This is a genomic window from Methylosinus sp. is20ea (assembly GCF_059718135.1).
This window is the reverse complement of sequence record NZ_AP046088.1, coordinates 1,835,432-1,850,878: the sequence shown is the minus strand read 5'-3', so window position 1 is coordinate 1,850,878 and position 15,447 is coordinate 1,835,432. Positions and strand designations below refer to the sequence as shown.

Here is a 15,447-nt window from a genome sequence, read left to right as displayed (position 1 = left end):
ATATCGCGATTCATGCGCCGAAAGCGCGGCTCTGTCAACCGCGCCGCCGGAGCTGGTCCTAGGACAAATTAGGACGATAATCCTCTGTTCCCCAATGCAGCAGATGGCCCGCGCGCGCGGGCCCCTGCGCCTCGCTCGCCAGCCCATAGTGCAGAGCGAGGCGCTCCAGCGCGATTTTGAGCACCACTTTGGCGGAGCGCTGCGGCCAGCCGCGCTCGCTCTCGACGAGCTCGAGACCCTTCAGATAGCCGCAGACGTCGGTGAGCAATCCGCCGAGCTCCGGACCCACGGCGTCGAAGGCGCGGGCGAGGCGCCGGCGCGCGTCGATCGCCACATCGGCGATATTGGCGCCGGCGCCGCCGCCACGCGCGGAGCCGAGCGCGGCCTCCCAATCGGCGGTGACGCGCTGGAGAATAGCGGCCTGCGTCACATCGCGACGAAAGCGCTCGCCGGCTTCGATCTGCTCCGGCGCGAGGAAAGGGCGACCATCGCGATTCTTGCGCCGGGCGAGCCAGGCGAGCGGACTCTCCCCTTCATTGACCAGCGTCGGGCTCGCGCCTTCGTCCATGACGCGCGGCGCGAGGACGCTATGCTGGGCGCGAAACGGATCGACCTGCGCGGGCGCGGCGAGACGCCTCAGATGAGCGCGGCCCTCATCGGTCAGGCGCAGACGGCGCGCCTCGCCGGCGCCCTCCCATCGCGCCAGCCCCTGCGCGGCCGCCGCATCGGCGATGGTCTCCGAAATGCGGGCGCGCGCGACAGTGACGCCCTTGCGCGGCGCGGCGACGACGATCGCGCGCGCGCCGAGCGGGTCCGGCATGGCCTCGGCGCCCGGCTCGCTCATCGCCTCCAGCAGGCGTCGAAGCGCGCGCGCATTATTCTCGTCCCTTTGCCGCTGGCTCATGCTCATGAATCGTCTCCGGTCGGATGCTGGGTGAAGGATAGAGCGAGGGCTTCGAGCAGCCGCTTCTGCGCGCCGAGCGCATGTTCCAGCGCGGCGACGGCGCGATCGAAATCGCCGTCGTCACGGCGATCCTCCATGCGCGCGCAGGCGTGGCGAACGCTGGCCCGGTCCCGCGCGATGGCGCGGCCGCAGGCCGAGAGGCTCGCGCCGAAAGCGACATGATCGAGATAGAGGGCGAGATGCCGCGCATCGGCGACAGGGGCGCGGCCGCGGCGCGGCGCGCGCAGCTCGCCGGGGTCGACGCCGCAGGCCGCCGCGGCGGCGGCGGCGCAGAGCGCGAAAGAGCGCAAGGGGGCGGTTGGCGGTCGGCGCATCCTCTCTCGCCTCTACGTGCATCGCGTCTCGCAGCCGAGACCCTCGCCGAGGCTAACATGAATTTAATCCTATACAACGGATAAAAAACTTATCCTCGGCTCTCCCTCCTCGCCGATGCTCGGGCTCTGGAGGACCCGCCATGCCGAGCCAGACATCATCCGATCGCGACCGTCTCACAGCCCCCGCCCATTTGCGTTCCGCCGCGCGAGACAGCTTGCAGATCGCGCTACGCCAGAAGGCGAGCGCCTATCGCCGCGAGGAGTTCCTGCGCTCGTTTCATCGCCTGTCGCTCGGCGCCATCGCCGCCGAGACGGCAGAGGCCGCCGCCGCCGTGCTGAAGGAGCTCGAGCGCGCCCTGCGGGCCGAGCGCGCCCGCGCCGGCCATTGGACCTATGATCTCTCGCGCCACATCGCCCTTCTCGTGGCCCATCGCGCCGAGCAGGAGCGCGCGGCGCGTCTCGCCCGCGCGGCGCGGCGCGGGCGTGTGGAGGACGCCCGCCTGCGCGAGTGAAGCGGCCTTTGTCGGCCGGCGGGATTGCGCTAAAAAAGCCGTTCCATTCGTAGATGCGTTCGAAGGCTCCATTCCTCGTCCGGCGGGCATATCGAGAGACCGACCATGTTTTTGGAAAGGCTGCTCGCTCTGGCGACCGGCGCGATTGTCGCGATTTGTCTGGGCCTCGGACTGGTGATGATGGCGCTCGGGCCGGGCAGGAAGACCACCGAGTCTGCGCATGAGGCGCCGCGCATCGAAGCGGCGACGGCGCCCGAGCCCGCGGATCCGCAGACGTCGGCGCGCGCCCGCATCGAGCAGGCGATCGCGGCGACGGAAGAATATCGGGCGTTCTTTCAGCGCCTGCGTCAGGCGTTTCCGGCCGATTACGCCGCCGCCATCGACGCTTTCGCGGAGGAGCGCCCGGCCGGCGGCATGGAGGCGACGAGCGTCGACTTCTACCTCGCCGAGTCGGTGCGCCGGCTGCGTCAGGCGCGCGGCGTGCTGGCGGCCAAAGCGGAGCCCGTCGTCCTGGCCCGCGTCTTCGATCTGCAGCTCGATGTGCTGCGCGCCATCTCGGCCGAGAACAAGAAGCTCTGCGCGGCGTTTCTCTATGGCGGCGTCGATCAGGATTTTCACAGTTTCGCGGCGCGGCGGCGCGCTCTGGTCGCGGAGATGGCGGTGGTCGGCCTCGAGGCGATCGCCAGCGGCCAGGCCCGACAGCTCGAGCGCTCGGCGCCGAGCGAGGAGGATTTTCGCGCATTGGAGAAGGCGCTGGCCTCGCGCGGCCTGCGCAAGCCGGAGATCGCCTCGCTTCTCGACGGCAAGACGCCCGATCCGCCCTTCGACGACAAGAAGACCTGCACGCTGGGCCAGACCTATCTCGAGGCGCTGCGCGCGCTGCCCGAGCCGATCCGCCTGCGCATCTACGGCCTCGCCGTGGAGCTGATGGCGCGGTCCTGATCATCGCGCTCGACGGGCTCGCAGACGAGCGGCCGCCGCCACGCGCCATATCGCCAGGGCGCGCGCGGATGGGCCGCCACCGGCGTCGTTTGCGGAACCGGATCATATCCGTCGCCGCCGCCCGGCCGGCAGCGGCACAGGCGCGCGAATCCCATCCAGCCGCCGGCCCAGAGGCCATGACGACGGATCGCCTCATCGGCATATTCGGAGCAGCTCGGCAAATAGCGGCAATCGCGGCCGATCAGCGCCGAAAGGCTGAGGCGATAGAGGAGGATGAGCGCGCGGGCGGCGCGGGCGGGGATGGACGGGAGCATAGCCTTCGGCTTCTCATCTCGCTTTCGACGATCGGTCCACACAGGCTGAGCGTCGAAAGGAGGTTCTGTCAACAGCGGCGGCTCGTTTCCGCGGGACCGCGGGCGGAGCGGCGAGCGAGCGATTTCCATCCGCGCCGAGGGGCGTCATGGGAGGGATTTTTCGTCTCGAAGAGCCGCGAGGCGGGCGGTCGAGGTCGAGCTAGCGCTCGTCGGTCGTCGGCGGGCGAGGACATCCCAGTCTCGGTCTCGGGTCCCATGTCGCTCCCGACACGGCCACGAAATTCCTCACGAATCGCGCCATTGCTCGGGATTGTCCGAGAGGCCCAGGAATCCCGAGACGGCGGCTTGACACTTCTGATCGGGGTTGACTATATCCGCCGACGCGCGACCAGACGTGTCGTCGTGGCGGAGTAGCTCAGTCGGCTAGAGCAGAGGAATCATAATCCTTGTGTCGGGGGTTCGAGTCCCTCCTCCGCTACCACCGATCCCCCCGACGCCGCGATCCGCATGTTGGGGTAGACGTTGGGCGCGCCATCAGCAAAGCTAGGCGACCCTGAAGCTCTATCTTGAGCCCCTCTTCGGACGGCCTGACGATCACCTTCGCCACCAGTTCGCGGATTTTTTCTGCCGCCTCCTCGTTGTCCGGGGTCACGCCACGGCCGAAAACGTCGCCCAGCTGCCCGACCAGCTCCTCGTAATGCCGTAGCGCGGCCGGGTGCAGGCCGACGATCTTTTCCGGCTCCGGCTGGGTCTCGAGCTCGGCGATCAGCGACAGCTTTTGCGCCTGGGCCTCCTTCATCCTGGGCCCGAGGACATCGACCGGCACGCGCTCGGTCTCATAGTCCGACCACATCCTGTCGAGAGAGCGCTGAACCTCGGCCAGTCTGCTCTCCAACTTGCCGCGCTGCCGGACTTTGTCCGCCGCCAGCCGCTCCCGCTCTTCCTGGTAGGTGCGCACGAACTCCTTCAAGAGCTTCGGCGCCTTGAGATGCTGTTGAAGACCGGCAAGAACGGCCTTCTCGATTTCGTCGAGATAGAAAATCTTTCGGTTCGTGCAGGTTCCGGCCTCTCGCATCGTCGAACAATGGACCCGGACCCAACCATGATCGCGATCCTTCATCGATAGGCCGCCGCCACAGAACCCGCACTTCAGAAGACCGGATAGCAGAAACTTCGCCTTTCGCTGCTTTTGAGGCGCCTCGAAGGTCCGCTCGGCCTTTCGCTGCTGCGCCGCCTCGAACACGTCCTTGGCGATGATCGCCAAGTGCGGCGCATCCGACCGCTTCCATTCGTCCGGCGGATTCGAGCGTGAAACGCGTCGACCCGTATCCGGATCCTTGATCATTCGGACGCGGTTCCACACGACGACGCCGGCATAGAGCTCGTTGAGGATGATGCCGTGATGTCGCTTCTTGTTCCCGTTGATCGTCGACGGCGTCCAATTGACCCCGCGAGGCGGTTTCGTGCCTTCCTTGTTCAGCGCGTGAGCGATTTCCCGCGGCGTCTTACCGCGCACATAATCCTGGAAAATACCACGAATGACCGCGGCTTCGGATTCGATGATCTCCAATTCGCCCGGCTTGCCGGCCACAGGCCGATAGCCGTAGGCTCGACCGCCGGCGTGGCGCCCGTCTCTCACGACGCCCTGCATTCCGCGTCGAACCTTATGAGCCAAGTCTGTCAGAAAGAGCGACCCGAGAAGTCCGCGCACGCCGATCTGAATCTGATCCGCGACTCCTTCATGAACCGCGCGCAGCTCGACTCCCAGGAAATTGAGCCGTTTCCAAATTCCTGCAAGATCTTCCTGGTCTCGCGAAATACGATCCAGCGCTTCGATCAGTATGACATCGAACGCGCCGTCGCGGGCCGTATCGAGAAGACGCATCAATCCATCGCGGCCATACATCGAAGCGCCGTGACGTGCCCCTGAAAAATCCCACCAGCATCGATTAGAGTCCGACCGATTGCAGGACGGACACGATGAAGAAGAAACGGTTCACGGAAGAGCAGATCATCGGGATTTTGCGGGAGCAGGAAGCCGGCGCGAAGGCGGCGGACCTCGCTCGCAAATACGCGGTTTCGGAGACGACGCTCTACAATTGGAAGGCCAAATTCGGCGGGATGGACGTTTCCGAGGCCAAGCGGCTGAAGGCGCTGGAGGAGGAAAATGCCCGTCTGAAGAAACTCTTGGCCGATCAGATGCTCGACGCGGCGGCGCTTCGGGAGCTCTTGTCAAAAAAATGGTAGGGCCCGGCTCGAGCGCGAAGCCGTCGCGCACCTTCGGGCCGTCATGGGCCTGTCGGAACGTCGGGCCTGCCGGATTGTCGCCATCGATCGCAAGACGGCGCGCTACACGTCGACGCGCCCGGCCGACGCCGAGCTTCGAGCCGAGCTGCGCGATCTCGCCAACGCGCGTCGGCGCTTCGGCTACCGGCGACTGTTCGTCTTGCTCCGGCAGCAGGGCGAGCGTTCGGGCAAGAACCGCATCTATCGGCTCTACCGCGAGGAAGGGCTGACGGTGAGGAAGCGCCGCGCGCGCCGCCGCGCCGTGGGAACACGGGCGCCGATTCTCGTCGAGGCGAAGCCGAATGCCCGATGGTCTCTCGACTTCGTGCACGACCAGTTCGCCAGCGGCCGACGATTCCGCATCCTCAACATCGTCGACGATGTGACGCGCGAATGCCTGGCGGCGATCCCGGACACGTCGATCTCCGGCAAGCGGGTGGCGCGTGAGCTGTCCGCGCTGATCGAAAGGCGCGGCAAACCCGGCATGATCGTTTCCGACAATGGGACGGAGTTCACCTCGAACGCCGTCCTGTCCTGGTCGGAGGAGAACAAGGTGGAGTGGCATTTCATCATGCCGGGCAAGCCGATGCAGAACGGCTTCTGTGAGAGCTTCAACGGCCGCATGCGGGACGAGCTGCTCAACGAGACGCTGTTCTTCGGGCTCGACCACGCGAGAGAGAAGATCCGCTCTTGGATTCACGATTATAACCACCGGCGCCCGCACTCTTCCCTCGGCTATGCGACGCCGGCGGACTATGCGGCCGCGCTCACCGCAACAGGCGATCGGCTGCGCAACCCGGACCAGCTCCGCCGATCGCCTGTTGCTCACCCTACGCCCGCGGGCGTATCTACCGCCGGGACTCAACTCGCCGCTGGATGAAACTTCGGGGGCACGTCACCAGCAGGGCTCCTTCGGACACCCCGGAGCCGGCGGCTCCTTTGGTTTCGCCGATCCGCGAGCCGGAATTGGATACGCCTATGTCACCAATCGCATGGGCGTGTCCTTGCCGTTCGATCCACGAGATGCGGCGCTTAGAACGGCGTTGCCCTCACTCGGCTGAAATTAATCGCGACTCCGCGCTAGCATGCGGAGTTTTCGTTCCAACCGCTCGACGTCGCGGCGATGTGAGATTCCCCGATGAAGTCGGAGCCGAGGTCCTGCCGCGCCGTGTCGGAGTCGAGAGCGTTATCTCGGGGGGGGGGGGCTGTCGGGCGCCGTCGGGTGAAGAGCCTGCAGCGGCAACCGCTCGACGCGGGCGGGCCTCTACCGTCAGAGCGGCGCGATTCCCCGACGATCGCTCCGCGTTTGCCGTTTACATAGCGATCTACCCGATCGGCGTCTGGCGCTGAATCGATTCGAAATTCTGCGCGCCGCAAAGCCAACGAGAATGGATCGGGCGGCGTTTGACAACCGCCCGACCGGGATCAGAAGTTTGCTGTCACGGAAAAACGGAAGGTTCGCGGAGCTCCGGGTGTAATATTATTGTTGCCGTCCGCAGTGGCGATATAACGGTGATCGAGCAGGTTTTCGACGTTGAGCTGCGCCCTCCACTGCTCGTTCAGCTTGAAGTAGACTGCGGCGTCGACCCGCGCGAACCCTGGAATGTTCACCATGTCGTCAGACGACGCAAAATAATCAGTATAGTGGATCACTCCGACGCCAGCCCCCCACATTGGGGTGAACTGGTAGCGGTTCCACAGCGAGAATGTGTTGTAAGGGACGAGCCCCACGCGGTTACCCGCGACAATCGACGCCGACGTATTGCTCTTGATCTTGGCCTCGGTGTGCGCATAGCCGCCCGAGATCTGCCAATCGTCGGTGACGTATCCGGTAAGGCCGACCTCGACCCCCCGCGTTTTCGTCGCGCCGCTGAGAATGAAAAATCCCGCATTGTTGGGGTCGGGCAAACGCTGGTTCGTGCGGTCCAGATCGTAGAACGCCGTCGTGAACTGCAGCTTCGGCAGTATGTCCCACTTCAGGCCGACTTCCTTATTTTCAAATTTCTCGGGCGCGGCGACCACGAGACCCGGGGTCAGCGTGCTGAACTGGTCGCCCGCGCTGGGCAGGTAGGACACGCTATAGCTTCCGTAAATCGATAGGTTCTCTACTGGCTTCACGACGATTCCCCCGCGCGGCGAGACGAGATCGTCCACTCTCGCCTGCATGACCCCCGTGCGCCGATCACGGGATTGCAGATCGAAATGATCAAATCGGACGCCGCCGATCAATTGGAGAAACGGGGTGAGCTCCACCTGATCTTGCAGGTAGACGGCCCCGAGGTCGAGCCCATACGTATTATTGGCGCCAGATGCGATATTGCGGAATGTCACAGGCGTGTAGCTCACGGGGCCGAGCGGATATACCGCGAGCGTCGTCTGCGCCGGATTGTAATTGAAGTAGCCATCCTGCCGATAGCTCAAACCATTTTGATGGCCGACTTCGCCGCCCAAAACCATGGTATGCCGCGCTGGGCCGGTCTCGAACTTGTAGGTCAGATCCGTTTGATTGAAGATGTTTTGGCGATCCGTCTCATTATTATAGGCGGTCAGGTTCACTGACGTTCCGGCCACATTCACGGCGCCGCCAGGATAGATGTTCTGATAAAACTTGTCGTAGCTCGCGCACTGCAACGAATTCTTGATCGATAGACCGCCGCCGAAATCGTGCTCGACGACGCCTGTGGCCATATGAACGTCGGCCACCGCATAGTTGAGATCCGGATTACCAAAATAGGTCGATTTCGAAGTCAGATAGGGATACTGCGGAAGCATCCCCCCAGGTCGCTGTTGAGCCGGGATGCCTCGGTCGGTCACTCTCCAGTCGTGAAGGTACTCGTAGCTCAACTTGATCGTCGTGCTATCCGTCGGCGCGAAGGTGACTGTCGGGTTGAAGGCATAGCGTTCCAGACGCACGAAGTCGCGGTAGCTTTCGGTATTCTCATAGAACGCGTTGAATCTCACGGCTACATTTTCATTCACGGCCTGTCCGACATCGACCGATGTCCTGAAACCGGGAAAAGAATTTCCGCCGACTGTCACTTCCCTGACGGTGACGCCATCTGCTTCCTTCAGAGCGCGATTGACGACGCCGCCGCCGCCACCGCGTCCGAAAATCATCGCATTAGGCCCTTTGAGGACCTCCAATCGTTGAAGATTGTAGAAATCACGGAAATATTGCACGTCGTCGCGTATGCCGTTCACATAAAAATCGGCGTTGCTTCGCTGCCCTCTGATAATGAGGTCGTCCCGATGGGACTCGCCCTGATGCGGAACGAGCCCCGGGACGTAGCGAGCCGCTTCCCCGATCGATGTGAAAGCTTGATCCTTGATGAATTGCTTCGTGATCACTGACACCGATTGGGGAACGTCGATGAGGGGCGTGATTGTCTTTGTCGCGGTCGACACGCTTTGTGTGACGTAGCCCTGCTGGCCCGAGCGCGCATCCTGATTGTTCACGACGGGCGGCAGTCGAGCTGGTTCCGAGACTCGTGCTGGCTCCGAGACGCGCGGCGACCGAGAAGAAGTCGCTAGCCGTGGCGATGCGACGCGCTGGGCTCGGCTCACGTGCTTGGCCGGCCTGCCTACCGTGACCGGCGGAGCAACGGTGACTGGCGGCAAGGCGGTCGAGCCATGTCGACTCTCTTGCGCAGCAGCCGAACCGAGGCCATCCGATGTCGACAGGCAGAGGATCGCACTCGAGGAAATCAGAAGCGCTGACCGCATTCGTCGGCTATTGCTCTGGGCCATTTGCGTTGAAGACATCCTGCACCCCATTTTGTTCCGTGCATTGAACACGGCGGCTTCGCGCGCTTTTTGTTACGGAACGCTACGGTGCAGATGGCGGTAGGAAAATTAGGACACAGTTAGGATCAAGTTACAATCATTCTAAATGCTTGCCGGCACGGGCTGATATAACATTCCCATCCGGCGGCGCACACAGCAGTTCGCGCCGCGCATCCGGTCAGCGAACCAGCGCCGACTTATCGAGCTCGGAAGATTGTTTCGGCTTGCTACTCATAGATCGACGGAATGCGAGAGTTACGGCTCCAAGCGGATTCGGCATTCTCGAGAGAACAAAGACGGCGACATGCGCGCGCTCTTGATCGAAGATGATGAAATGTTTGGAAAGGCGTTGGTCCGAGGGCTGCGCGATAACGCCATGACTGTCGATTGGGTACGAAACGGGCGTGATGGATATGCTGCGGTCGAACAGGCCGAACACACGATCGTGCTGCTCGACATCGGACTGCCGGACATTTCGGGATTCGATGTTCTCAGGGCCGCGCGTAAAGCCGGTGGATCCGTGCCCATATTGATCATCACCGCCCGCGACGGAGTGGAGAGCATGGTCGACGGCCTCGATCTCGGAGCGGATGATTATATCGTCAAGCCCTTTTCGTTGTGCGCGTTGCTGGCGAGAATCAGAGCCGTTCTCCGCCGCGTGAATGGGCAAGCGCATTCCTTGCTGGTGAGCAATGAGATCATTCTCGATCCGTCCATGCGCGTTGCGACGTTTCGCGGCGTCAAGAACGTTCTTTCAGCGCGTGAATACTCACTTCTGTATGCGTTGATGACACGGCCGGGCGCCATTTTGTCGCGCAGTCAGATCGAGGAGCGAATCTACGGATGGGGAGAAGAAGTTCAGAGCAACGCCGTCGACGTGCTCATCCATGGCCTTCGTAAGAAATTCGGCAAAGACGTCATACGAAATGTCTACGGCGCAGGATGGATGGTGACGAAGGACGGCCCATGAGCTCTGTTCGTCGAACCCTGATCGTCAGGATGACGTTGCTTCTCACGATCGTCAGTCTCGCCACGGCGTCGACCTCCTATGTTCTGGCCAAGGGCGAGGCGAACAAGTTTTTGGACGTTCAGCTGGCCGAGGTCGCCATGAATGCCGGCCAGGGACTAAAAGAAGAAGTGAGGCGCAGACATGATCACGAACTGGAGGACAGGCTCGTCGTTCAGATATGGGAACGCTCAGGGACGCTGATTTATGCGTCCGGGCCGGACAACGGTATTCCGCGTCAGCCGAGCGAAGGCTACTTCGATGTGATGGCCGACAATGAAGCGTGGCGGACCTACAAAGCGAGCGACGACGAACTCGTCGTGCAGATCTCCCAACGATGGAGCGCACGGGACGAAATCGCCACTCGTGCGGCGATTGGCGCGACATTGCCTTTTGTGCTCGCTATCCCTTTAGCATGGCTTCTGATCGGCTGGTCGGTCAATCAGGTTCTGGAGGGCCTGGGCGGTCTTTCGGCGGAACTCGAAAAGAGAAGCATCGAAGCGAGAGACGTCCTCAGTCCAGATGGCGTTCCAACCGAAATTGCTCCACTGATCGGCGCGATGAACTCTCTGATCACCCGACAACAACACGCTATCGAAGCGCAGCGTCGTTTTATCGCGGACGCAGCTCACCAGCTCAGAACTCCTCTCGCCACGCTTCAGCTTCAGGTGGACAACCTGTTCGGGCATAATCTGGCTAGTCCCTTCGCGGACCTCGTGGCTGACCTACGAGACGGGATCGGGCGTGGAACCAGGCTCGTCGGTCAACTTCTTCGAATGGCCAGGGCGGAATCTCCTTCCACGAGCGAGCAACAATTGATGAGTGTCGGCGACATCGTACGTGCCGTTGTCGGCGATTGTTTCCCGATCCTGGAAGCCAACAATTTAACGATGGCGGTGAATTTGGATGAGGATATCAAAATCAAAGGAGATAGAGCCGATCTGGAGCTCCTTCTGAGAATTCTGATCGAGAACGCCATCTGTTATACTCCTCGAGGCGGGTCAGTCACCATCACGGCCGAGCGGAGCGCACAGCACGCTGTAATCGAGATTATCGATAGCGGCTGCGGAATTCCGGAGAGCGCACTGCCGTTCGTGTTCGACAGATTCTTCCGCGCCGCGCCGCCGGATGTCGAAGGCGCCGGTTTGGGGCTTGCGATTGCGAAAGCGATTGCAGATCGAAATCGATTTGGTCTCTCCATTCGAAATCGTCGAGATGCTGTCGGCGTGATCGCAGTGATCGAGTTTTCGTAGGTTCATGGCTTATGGGCCTGAAAGCCGCAGATGCCTCTCGATGCGCCGCCGCGACGCGATTGCATGTCGAACGACAGCGCCCGTCGTCGATCGGAGCAGGTTGTGCTCGACCACAGAGAGAATATGCTCCCGATGTCATGGAGATGGGACATCCTCGACTTTCGGTCTGGCGTAGCGCGCATACAGCGCCGGAACCAGGAAGAGATTGAGGATTGTCGAGGTGAACAGGCCGCCGAGGATCACCACGGCCATCGGATATTCGATCTCTTGACCCGGGACCAGGCCCTGGAAGACCAGTGGCAACAAGGCCAGAGCGGCGCAGCTCGCCGTCATCAGTATGGGGGCCAGCCGCTCCTCGGCGCCGCGCATCGCGAGCGCGGGTCCAAACGGCATGTTCTGCCGCGATTCGAGACGCCGATAATGGCTCAGCAACAGAATGCCGTTGCGGGCGGCGATCCCCAGCACGGTCACGAAGCCGACCAGCGACCCGAGCGACAGAACGCCGCCGCCGAGCCAGGCCCCGGCGACGCCGCCGATCAGAGCGAAGGGCAGCGTGAGCGCGGTGAGCGCCACCAGCCGAAGCGAACGGAAATCCACATAGAGCAGCAGCAAGACGCCGAGCAGCGAGCCGGCGACGAGCCACGCCAGCCGATCGCGTGCGGCCTGGCGCGCCGCATATTCGCCGATGACTTCGGCATGGTGGCCCGGCGGGAAGCGCAGCGCCCGGACCCGAGCCTCCACCTCCCGCGCGACGGCGCCGAGGTCGGCGCCTGCGGCCACGTCGAGCGTCACATCGAGTCGACGAGAGGCGTTCTCGCGCTTGATCTCGCTGGGCGCGGGGGCGATCTCGAAATCCGCGACGTCGCTCAGCGGCGCGCGCGCTCCCGACGGCGTGTCGATCACTGCCTCGCGCAGCGCTGCGAGGTCGTGACGCACGCGCTCGTCGCCCCAGACGGTCACTTCGACGATCTTCTGGTCCCGATAGATCTCGCCGACCTTGGCTCCCTGCGTCAGGGTCGCCGCCGCCCGCCGGATCTGCCCCGCCGTCAGGCCGAACAGAGCCGCCGCATCGGGCCGGATCCGTATCTGCGCCTGGGGCGTCAGGGACTGCGGCTCCACCTTCAGATTGGCGACGCCGCGCATACCGGCCAGATCGCGAGCGATCTCGTCGCCCTTCTCCCGGAGCGCCGGCAGATCGGGTCCGAAGAGCCTCACCACGATGGCGCCGCTGGCCCCCGTGAGCACTTCCTTGAGACGTTCCCGAAGATAGGTCAGCAGGTCGCGATAGAGGCCGGGATAGCCGTCGACCACCGTCTTGATGCGCGCGACAGTCGCGTCATAGTCCGCTTTCGCGTCGACGCTGATCCAGAGTTCCGTGAAGTTCGGCCCGACGACCTCATCGGCGGCTTGCGCGCGGCCGATATGGGCGCCAAAGCTCTGAACGCCGGGAATGGCCCGCAGCTCCCGGCTGACGCGCTCGGTAATCCGCCGCATGGCCTCGAGCGAGGTTCCGGGCTTCTCCACCCAGTGCATCAGAAAATCAGTCTCCTTGAAGTCCGGCAGGAAGGCCTGGTCGAGCCGAAGCAGCGCGAGCCCGGCGAGCGCGAAAGCGATCAGAAGCGTCCTCACCGCCACGGTGGGACGGTCGATGATCCAGGGCAGCATGGCGCGGTAGCGCCGCTTCAGGAATCGGGTGAGTGGGGCGTCGCCCTCCCGCCGCGGCGCGCCGGGCAGGAGCGTCAGGCATAGGGCGGGGGTGACGGTCAGAGCTACCGCCAGAGAGGCGAGGATCGCCAGAAGATAGGACCAGGCGAGCGGCCGGAAGAATGCGCCGGCGAGGCCGTCGAGGAAGAATACCGGCACGAACACCAGGGCGATGATCAGGCTGGCGAACACGACGGCGCTGCGCACTTCGAGGGAGGCCTGGAGCACCACCCGGAAGGGCGACAAGGGCCGCTCCGCCAGCTCATTCTGCCGCAGCCTGCGCAGCACATTCTCGACGTCGATGACGGCGTCGTCCACGACCTCCCCCACCGCGATGGCGAGCCCGGCCAGGACCATCGTGTCGAGCGCGCCGCCGCGCAGATGAAGCACCGCGGCCGCCGCCAGCAGAGACAAGGGGATGGCGGATATGCTGATGAGCGCGGCGCGCCATTCGAACAGAAAGGCGACCAGGACCATCGCCACCAAAGCGCAGCCAATCGCCAGCGTATGGGTCAGGCGATCGAGCGCTTCCGATAGCCATTCGTCCCGAGAACGATGTCGTGGCCGAAGCCGAATGTGTCGAAATGGCCAAGCGGACCGGCGCGCGGCCCCATGTGGTCGTCGAGACCGATTCCGCCTTCGCGCCCGCATAGCCGACCTTCGAGCTCGCCCGAAGCGGCGCCGGCGCCGGCCGTCGATCCAGTGGCCACCGCGCTTCTCGACCCGGCGCTGCGCGAATATCCGCAGGCTATGCCCCGTTGGTCTCCGCGGAAATCTTCGCTACAAGCACTTTCCCACGAGCGCCACCAAGTCGTCTCGACGAGCTCATCGGGCCGTCACGACCCATTCCATCACACGCTCATCCGCGAGGCGCGATCGACGTTGCAAGTTCCAGATGCTCTCAGCCTCGCATCGCCGCCTCCGCCCGGCGAATACGCGGCAATGGACCCGCCGAACTCACGAAAATTTGGTGGCGCCGATATCGAACCGACAGATGTTGTCCTTCTTGTAACGATCGAACCAAGCTTTTTCCATCTGCTGCACGTTGAAATACAGCCTATCATTGACGATATCGCCATAACCCTCGCATAGCTCCTGGCGAGACGGCGCGGCGAGATGGGCCGCACGCCAGCGAGCTTCGAGCTCCGTGATGATTTGATCGCAGGAACGGGCCTCCGCCCAGTCGAGACTCTGCTCGTCGAGCGAGAGGCCGATGGCCATGGCTTCCGCTTCGTCATTGGGCGACTGGCGGACAAGTTCGATCCACTTTTTTTCCGATCGCCAATTGGGCCTGTCGTCACGAAGACAGTCTTTCAGGCGCGCGGGAAGCGAATCGATCTCCTCCTCGGTGAGACGCTGCTCCTCGAGACCACGCGCCACGCCGGAATAGAAAAGCGGAATAGCCCAGCGCTCGCGGGACGCCGCTGGAATGCGGTCCAGATCGTCCAGCAGTTCGTCCAAGCTCGGAACACTGTCGCGTATCAGCAATATCCGCTGTTGCAGCTTCAGGCCGACCTCCGTCGCCAAATGCAGAGCATCGAGCTGGAATTGGTAATTGCCAGCCATATTGTTCCAATGATCGTGACGAGCGCCGTGGCCGCTGAAGGTCGCGACCACTGTGGCGATCCCGAGATCGCGCCGCTCCAGCAGCCATTGCTTCATCTCTCGTCGCGGTCGATGAGCGACGCCGCCGAGCAGAACGACGTGGTTTTTCCAGCCGAGCTTCTTCTCCAGCTCGCGAAGAGCTTTCGCCGTCGCCAATGAATAATCATGGCTGTTCCCGTACCAGGGCGCGATCTCGAAACCTTCGTGTCCGTGATTGCGCCATTCGATGAAGCGTTCGACCAGAGCAACAAAGCGTTCGACCGGCGCCGATCGCAGCTTATAGGTCTTGAGCTGGCAATAGCGGCAATGATGGAAGCATGGCGCGGCGTTGGCGTGAAGATGGAGGCCGGTGACGATGATTTCTCTCGGCATGGCTCAGCGTCGCTCCGCGTCATTCGAGGCGAGGAAGCGCGCGTGATCCGCCGCGCCCGCGTTCTCTTCGAAAGCCAGGGCTTCGTCGATCGCATCATCAGTGAGGCGAAAGCCATAGACATCCGCATAGGCCTGCCGCAGCTTCATACGAAATCGCCGCCCGGTCCGCTCCGGATAGATGACTTCCGACATCCATTGCAACATGCTCGGCTCCTCGACCAATCCTTCCATGCGCGTTCCCCCATGCGGCTCGCGCTAGACTCTTCGCGATCGAACGGCGGGCAGACACCGTAGCGCCGGATTGTCCAGCAAGCCACGAACCGCGTCGTCTTTCGGATAGCCGGAAATTATGATGACCTCCGGCTCGCGCGTGATCGGCTCGCAACCATCGT

The 15,447-nt window shown here is 63.1% G+C and carries 15 protein-coding genes and 1 tRNA gene; 7 read left to right on the top strand and 9 right to left on the bottom strand.

The window, feature by feature from the left end; translation table 11 throughout:
• Positions 1-58 precede the first annotated feature (58 nt).
• Together AC6IY7_RS08440 and AC6IY7_RS08435 are read right to left on the bottom strand one after the other, a co-directional pair.
• Positions 59-910 (bottom strand): DUF6456 domain-containing protein, encoded by an 852-nt coding sequence (locus tag AC6IY7_RS08440; RefSeq protein WP_497782603.1) that lies wholly within the window; start codon positions 908-910, stop codon positions 59-61.
• Positions 907-1,278 carry a helix-turn-helix domain-containing protein gene (locus AC6IY7_RS08435; protein WP_497782602.1) on the bottom strand — a complete coding sequence of 124 codons (372 nt, stop codon included), beginning with the start codon at positions 1,276-1,278 and terminating at the stop codon, positions 907-909. Before AC6IY7_RS08435 ends, AC6IY7_RS08440 begins: the two co-directional genes overlap by 4 nt.
• 140 nt (positions 1,279-1,418) lie before the next feature.
• On the opposite strand from AC6IY7_RS08435, the gene AC6IY7_RS08430 reads away from it, so the two are divergent.
• Positions 1,419-1,790 carry a hypothetical protein gene (locus AC6IY7_RS08430; protein WP_497782601.1) on the top strand — a complete coding sequence of 124 codons (372 nt, stop codon included), beginning with the start codon at positions 1,419-1,421 and terminating at the stop codon, positions 1,788-1,790.
• A 105-nt stretch (positions 1,791-1,895) separates the two neighbouring features.
• On the top strand, positions 1,896-2,732 hold the full coding sequence (locus tag AC6IY7_RS08425; RefSeq protein WP_497782600.1) for a hypothetical protein: 837 nt from the start codon (positions 1,896-1,898) through the stop codon (positions 2,730-2,732).
• Here the strand turns inward: AC6IY7_RS08425 and yidD are convergent.
• Positions 2,696-3,046, bottom strand: a complete 351-nt coding sequence (yidD, locus tag AC6IY7_RS08420) for a membrane protein insertion efficiency factor YidD (RefSeq protein ID WP_497782599.1) — start codon at positions 3,044-3,046, stop codon at positions 2,696-2,698. The genes AC6IY7_RS08425 and yidD overlap by 37 nt on opposite strands.
• Before the next feature lie 404 nt (positions 3,047-3,450).
• Between yidD and AC6IY7_RS08415 the strand changes: the two genes are divergently transcribed.
• Positions 3,451-3,527: transfer RNA gene (locus AC6IY7_RS08415), tRNA-Met, on the top strand.
• Here AC6IY7_RS08415 and AC6IY7_RS08410 read toward each other — a convergent pair.
• A complete protein-coding gene (locus AC6IY7_RS08410) occupies positions 3,522-4,952 on the bottom strand; it encodes a recombinase family protein (protein WP_497782598.1) in 1,431 nt (476 codons plus the stop codon). The two genes, AC6IY7_RS08415 and AC6IY7_RS08410, sit on opposite strands and share 6 nt — an antisense overlap.
• A 74-nt stretch (positions 4,953-5,026) precedes the next feature.
• Here AC6IY7_RS08410 and AC6IY7_RS08405 point away from each other — a divergent pair.
• Both AC6IY7_RS08405 and AC6IY7_RS08400 read left to right on the top strand, forming a co-directional pair.
• Positions 5,027-6,212 (top strand): IS3 family transposase gene (locus AC6IY7_RS08405; RefSeq protein ID WP_497781456.1). Its coding sequence is split into 2 segments (ribosomal slippage): positions 5,027-5,289 and positions 5,288-6,212, totalling 1,188 coding nucleotides; the frame shifts between segments, so codons are not numbered across the junction.
• Positions 6,154-6,393, top strand: coding sequence for a serine hydrolase (locus tag AC6IY7_RS08400; RefSeq protein WP_497782597.1), 240 nt, complete (start codon positions 6,154-6,156; stop codon positions 6,391-6,393). Before AC6IY7_RS08405 ends, AC6IY7_RS08400 begins: the two co-directional genes overlap by 59 nt.
• A 364-nt stretch (positions 6,394-6,757) precedes the next feature.
• On the opposite strand, the gene AC6IY7_RS08395 is transcribed toward AC6IY7_RS08400, so the two are convergent.
• Complete coding sequence (locus tag AC6IY7_RS08395; RefSeq protein WP_497782811.1) at positions 6,758-9,055, bottom strand: TonB-dependent receptor; 2,298 nt, start codon at positions 9,053-9,055, stop codon at positions 6,758-6,760.
• Between the two features lie 364 nt (positions 9,056-9,419).
• Between AC6IY7_RS08395 and AC6IY7_RS08390 the strand changes: the two genes are divergently transcribed.
• Positions 9,420-10,085: a response regulator transcription factor gene (locus AC6IY7_RS08390; RefSeq protein ID WP_497782596.1), complete on the top strand. Its 666-nt coding sequence runs from the start codon at positions 9,420-9,422 to the stop codon at positions 10,083-10,085.
• Positions 10,082-11,374: an ATP-binding protein gene (locus AC6IY7_RS08385; RefSeq protein ID WP_497782595.1), complete on the top strand. Its 1,293-nt coding sequence runs from the start codon at positions 10,082-10,084 to the stop codon at positions 11,372-11,374. The genes AC6IY7_RS08390 and AC6IY7_RS08385 overlap by 4 nt, the downstream gene beginning before the upstream one ends.
• A 135-nt stretch (positions 11,375-11,509) precedes the next feature.
• Here AC6IY7_RS08385 and AC6IY7_RS08380 read toward each other — a convergent pair whose 3' ends face one another.
• The 4 genes from AC6IY7_RS08380 to AC6IY7_RS08365 form a co-directional block, all read right to left on the bottom strand.
• A complete protein-coding gene (locus AC6IY7_RS08380; protein WP_497782810.1) occupies positions 11,510-13,576 on the bottom strand; it encodes an efflux RND transporter permease subunit in 2,067 nt (688 codons plus the stop codon).
• Between the two features lie 14 nt (positions 13,577-13,590).
• Positions 13,591-13,788 (bottom strand): hypothetical protein, encoded by a 198-nt coding sequence (locus AC6IY7_RS08375; RefSeq protein ID WP_497782893.1) that lies wholly within the window; start codon positions 13,786-13,788, stop codon positions 13,591-13,593.
• A 247-nt stretch (positions 13,789-14,035) separates the two neighbouring features.
• Positions 14,036-15,055, bottom strand: coding sequence for a radical SAM family protein (locus AC6IY7_RS08370; protein ID WP_497782594.1), 1,020 nt, complete (start codon positions 15,053-15,055; stop codon positions 14,036-14,038).
• A 3-nt stretch (positions 15,056-15,058) separates the two neighbouring features.
• Positions 15,059-15,286 (bottom strand): hypothetical protein, encoded by a 228-nt coding sequence (locus AC6IY7_RS08365; RefSeq protein ID WP_497782593.1) that lies wholly within the window; start codon positions 15,284-15,286, stop codon positions 15,059-15,061.
• Between the last annotated feature and the right edge of the window lie 161 nt (positions 15,287-15,447).

What these genes read in the sequence shown, in the direction of transcription:
- AC6IY7_RS08440 (WP_497782603.1), bottom strand. Translation starts at nt 910, where the DNA reads ATGAGCATGAGCCAGCGGCAAAGGGACGAGAATAATGCGCGCGCGCTT.
- AC6IY7_RS08435 (WP_497782602.1), bottom strand. Translation starts at nt 1,278, where the DNA reads ATGCGCCGACCGCCAACCGCCCCCTTGCGCTCTTTCGCGCTCTGCGCC.
- AC6IY7_RS08430 (WP_497782601.1), top strand. Translation starts at nt 1,419, where the DNA reads ATGCCGAGCCAGACATCATCCGATCGCGACCGTCTCACAGCCCCCGCC.
- AC6IY7_RS08425 (WP_497782600.1), top strand. Translation starts at nt 1,896, where the DNA reads ATGTTTTTGGAAAGGCTGCTCGCTCTGGCGACCGGCGCGATTGTCGCG.
- yidD (WP_497782599.1), bottom strand. Translation starts at nt 3,046, where the DNA reads ATGCTCCCGTCCATCCCCGCCCGCGCCGCCCGCGCGCTCATCCTCCTC.
- AC6IY7_RS08410 (WP_497782598.1), bottom strand. Translation starts at nt 4,952, where the DNA reads ATGTATGGCCGCGATGGATTGATGCGTCTTCTCGATACGGCCCGCGAC.
- AC6IY7_RS08395 (WP_497782811.1), bottom strand. Translation starts at nt 9,055, where the DNA reads ATGCGGTCAGCGCTTCTGATTTCCTCGAGTGCGATCCTCTGCCTGTCG.
- AC6IY7_RS08390 (WP_497782596.1), top strand. Translation starts at nt 9,420, where the DNA reads ATGCGCGCGCTCTTGATCGAAGATGATGAAATGTTTGGAAAGGCGTTG.
- AC6IY7_RS08385 (WP_497782595.1), top strand. Translation starts at nt 10,082, where the DNA reads ATGAGCTCTGTTCGTCGAACCCTGATCGTCAGGATGACGTTGCTTCTC.
- AC6IY7_RS08370 (WP_497782594.1), bottom strand. Translation starts at nt 15,055, where the DNA reads ATGCCGAGAGAAATCATCGTCACCGGCCTCCATCTTCACGCCAACGCC.
- AC6IY7_RS08365 (WP_497782593.1), bottom strand. Translation starts at nt 15,286, where the DNA reads ATGGAAGGATTGGTCGAGGAGCCGAGCATGTTGCAATGGATGTCGGAA.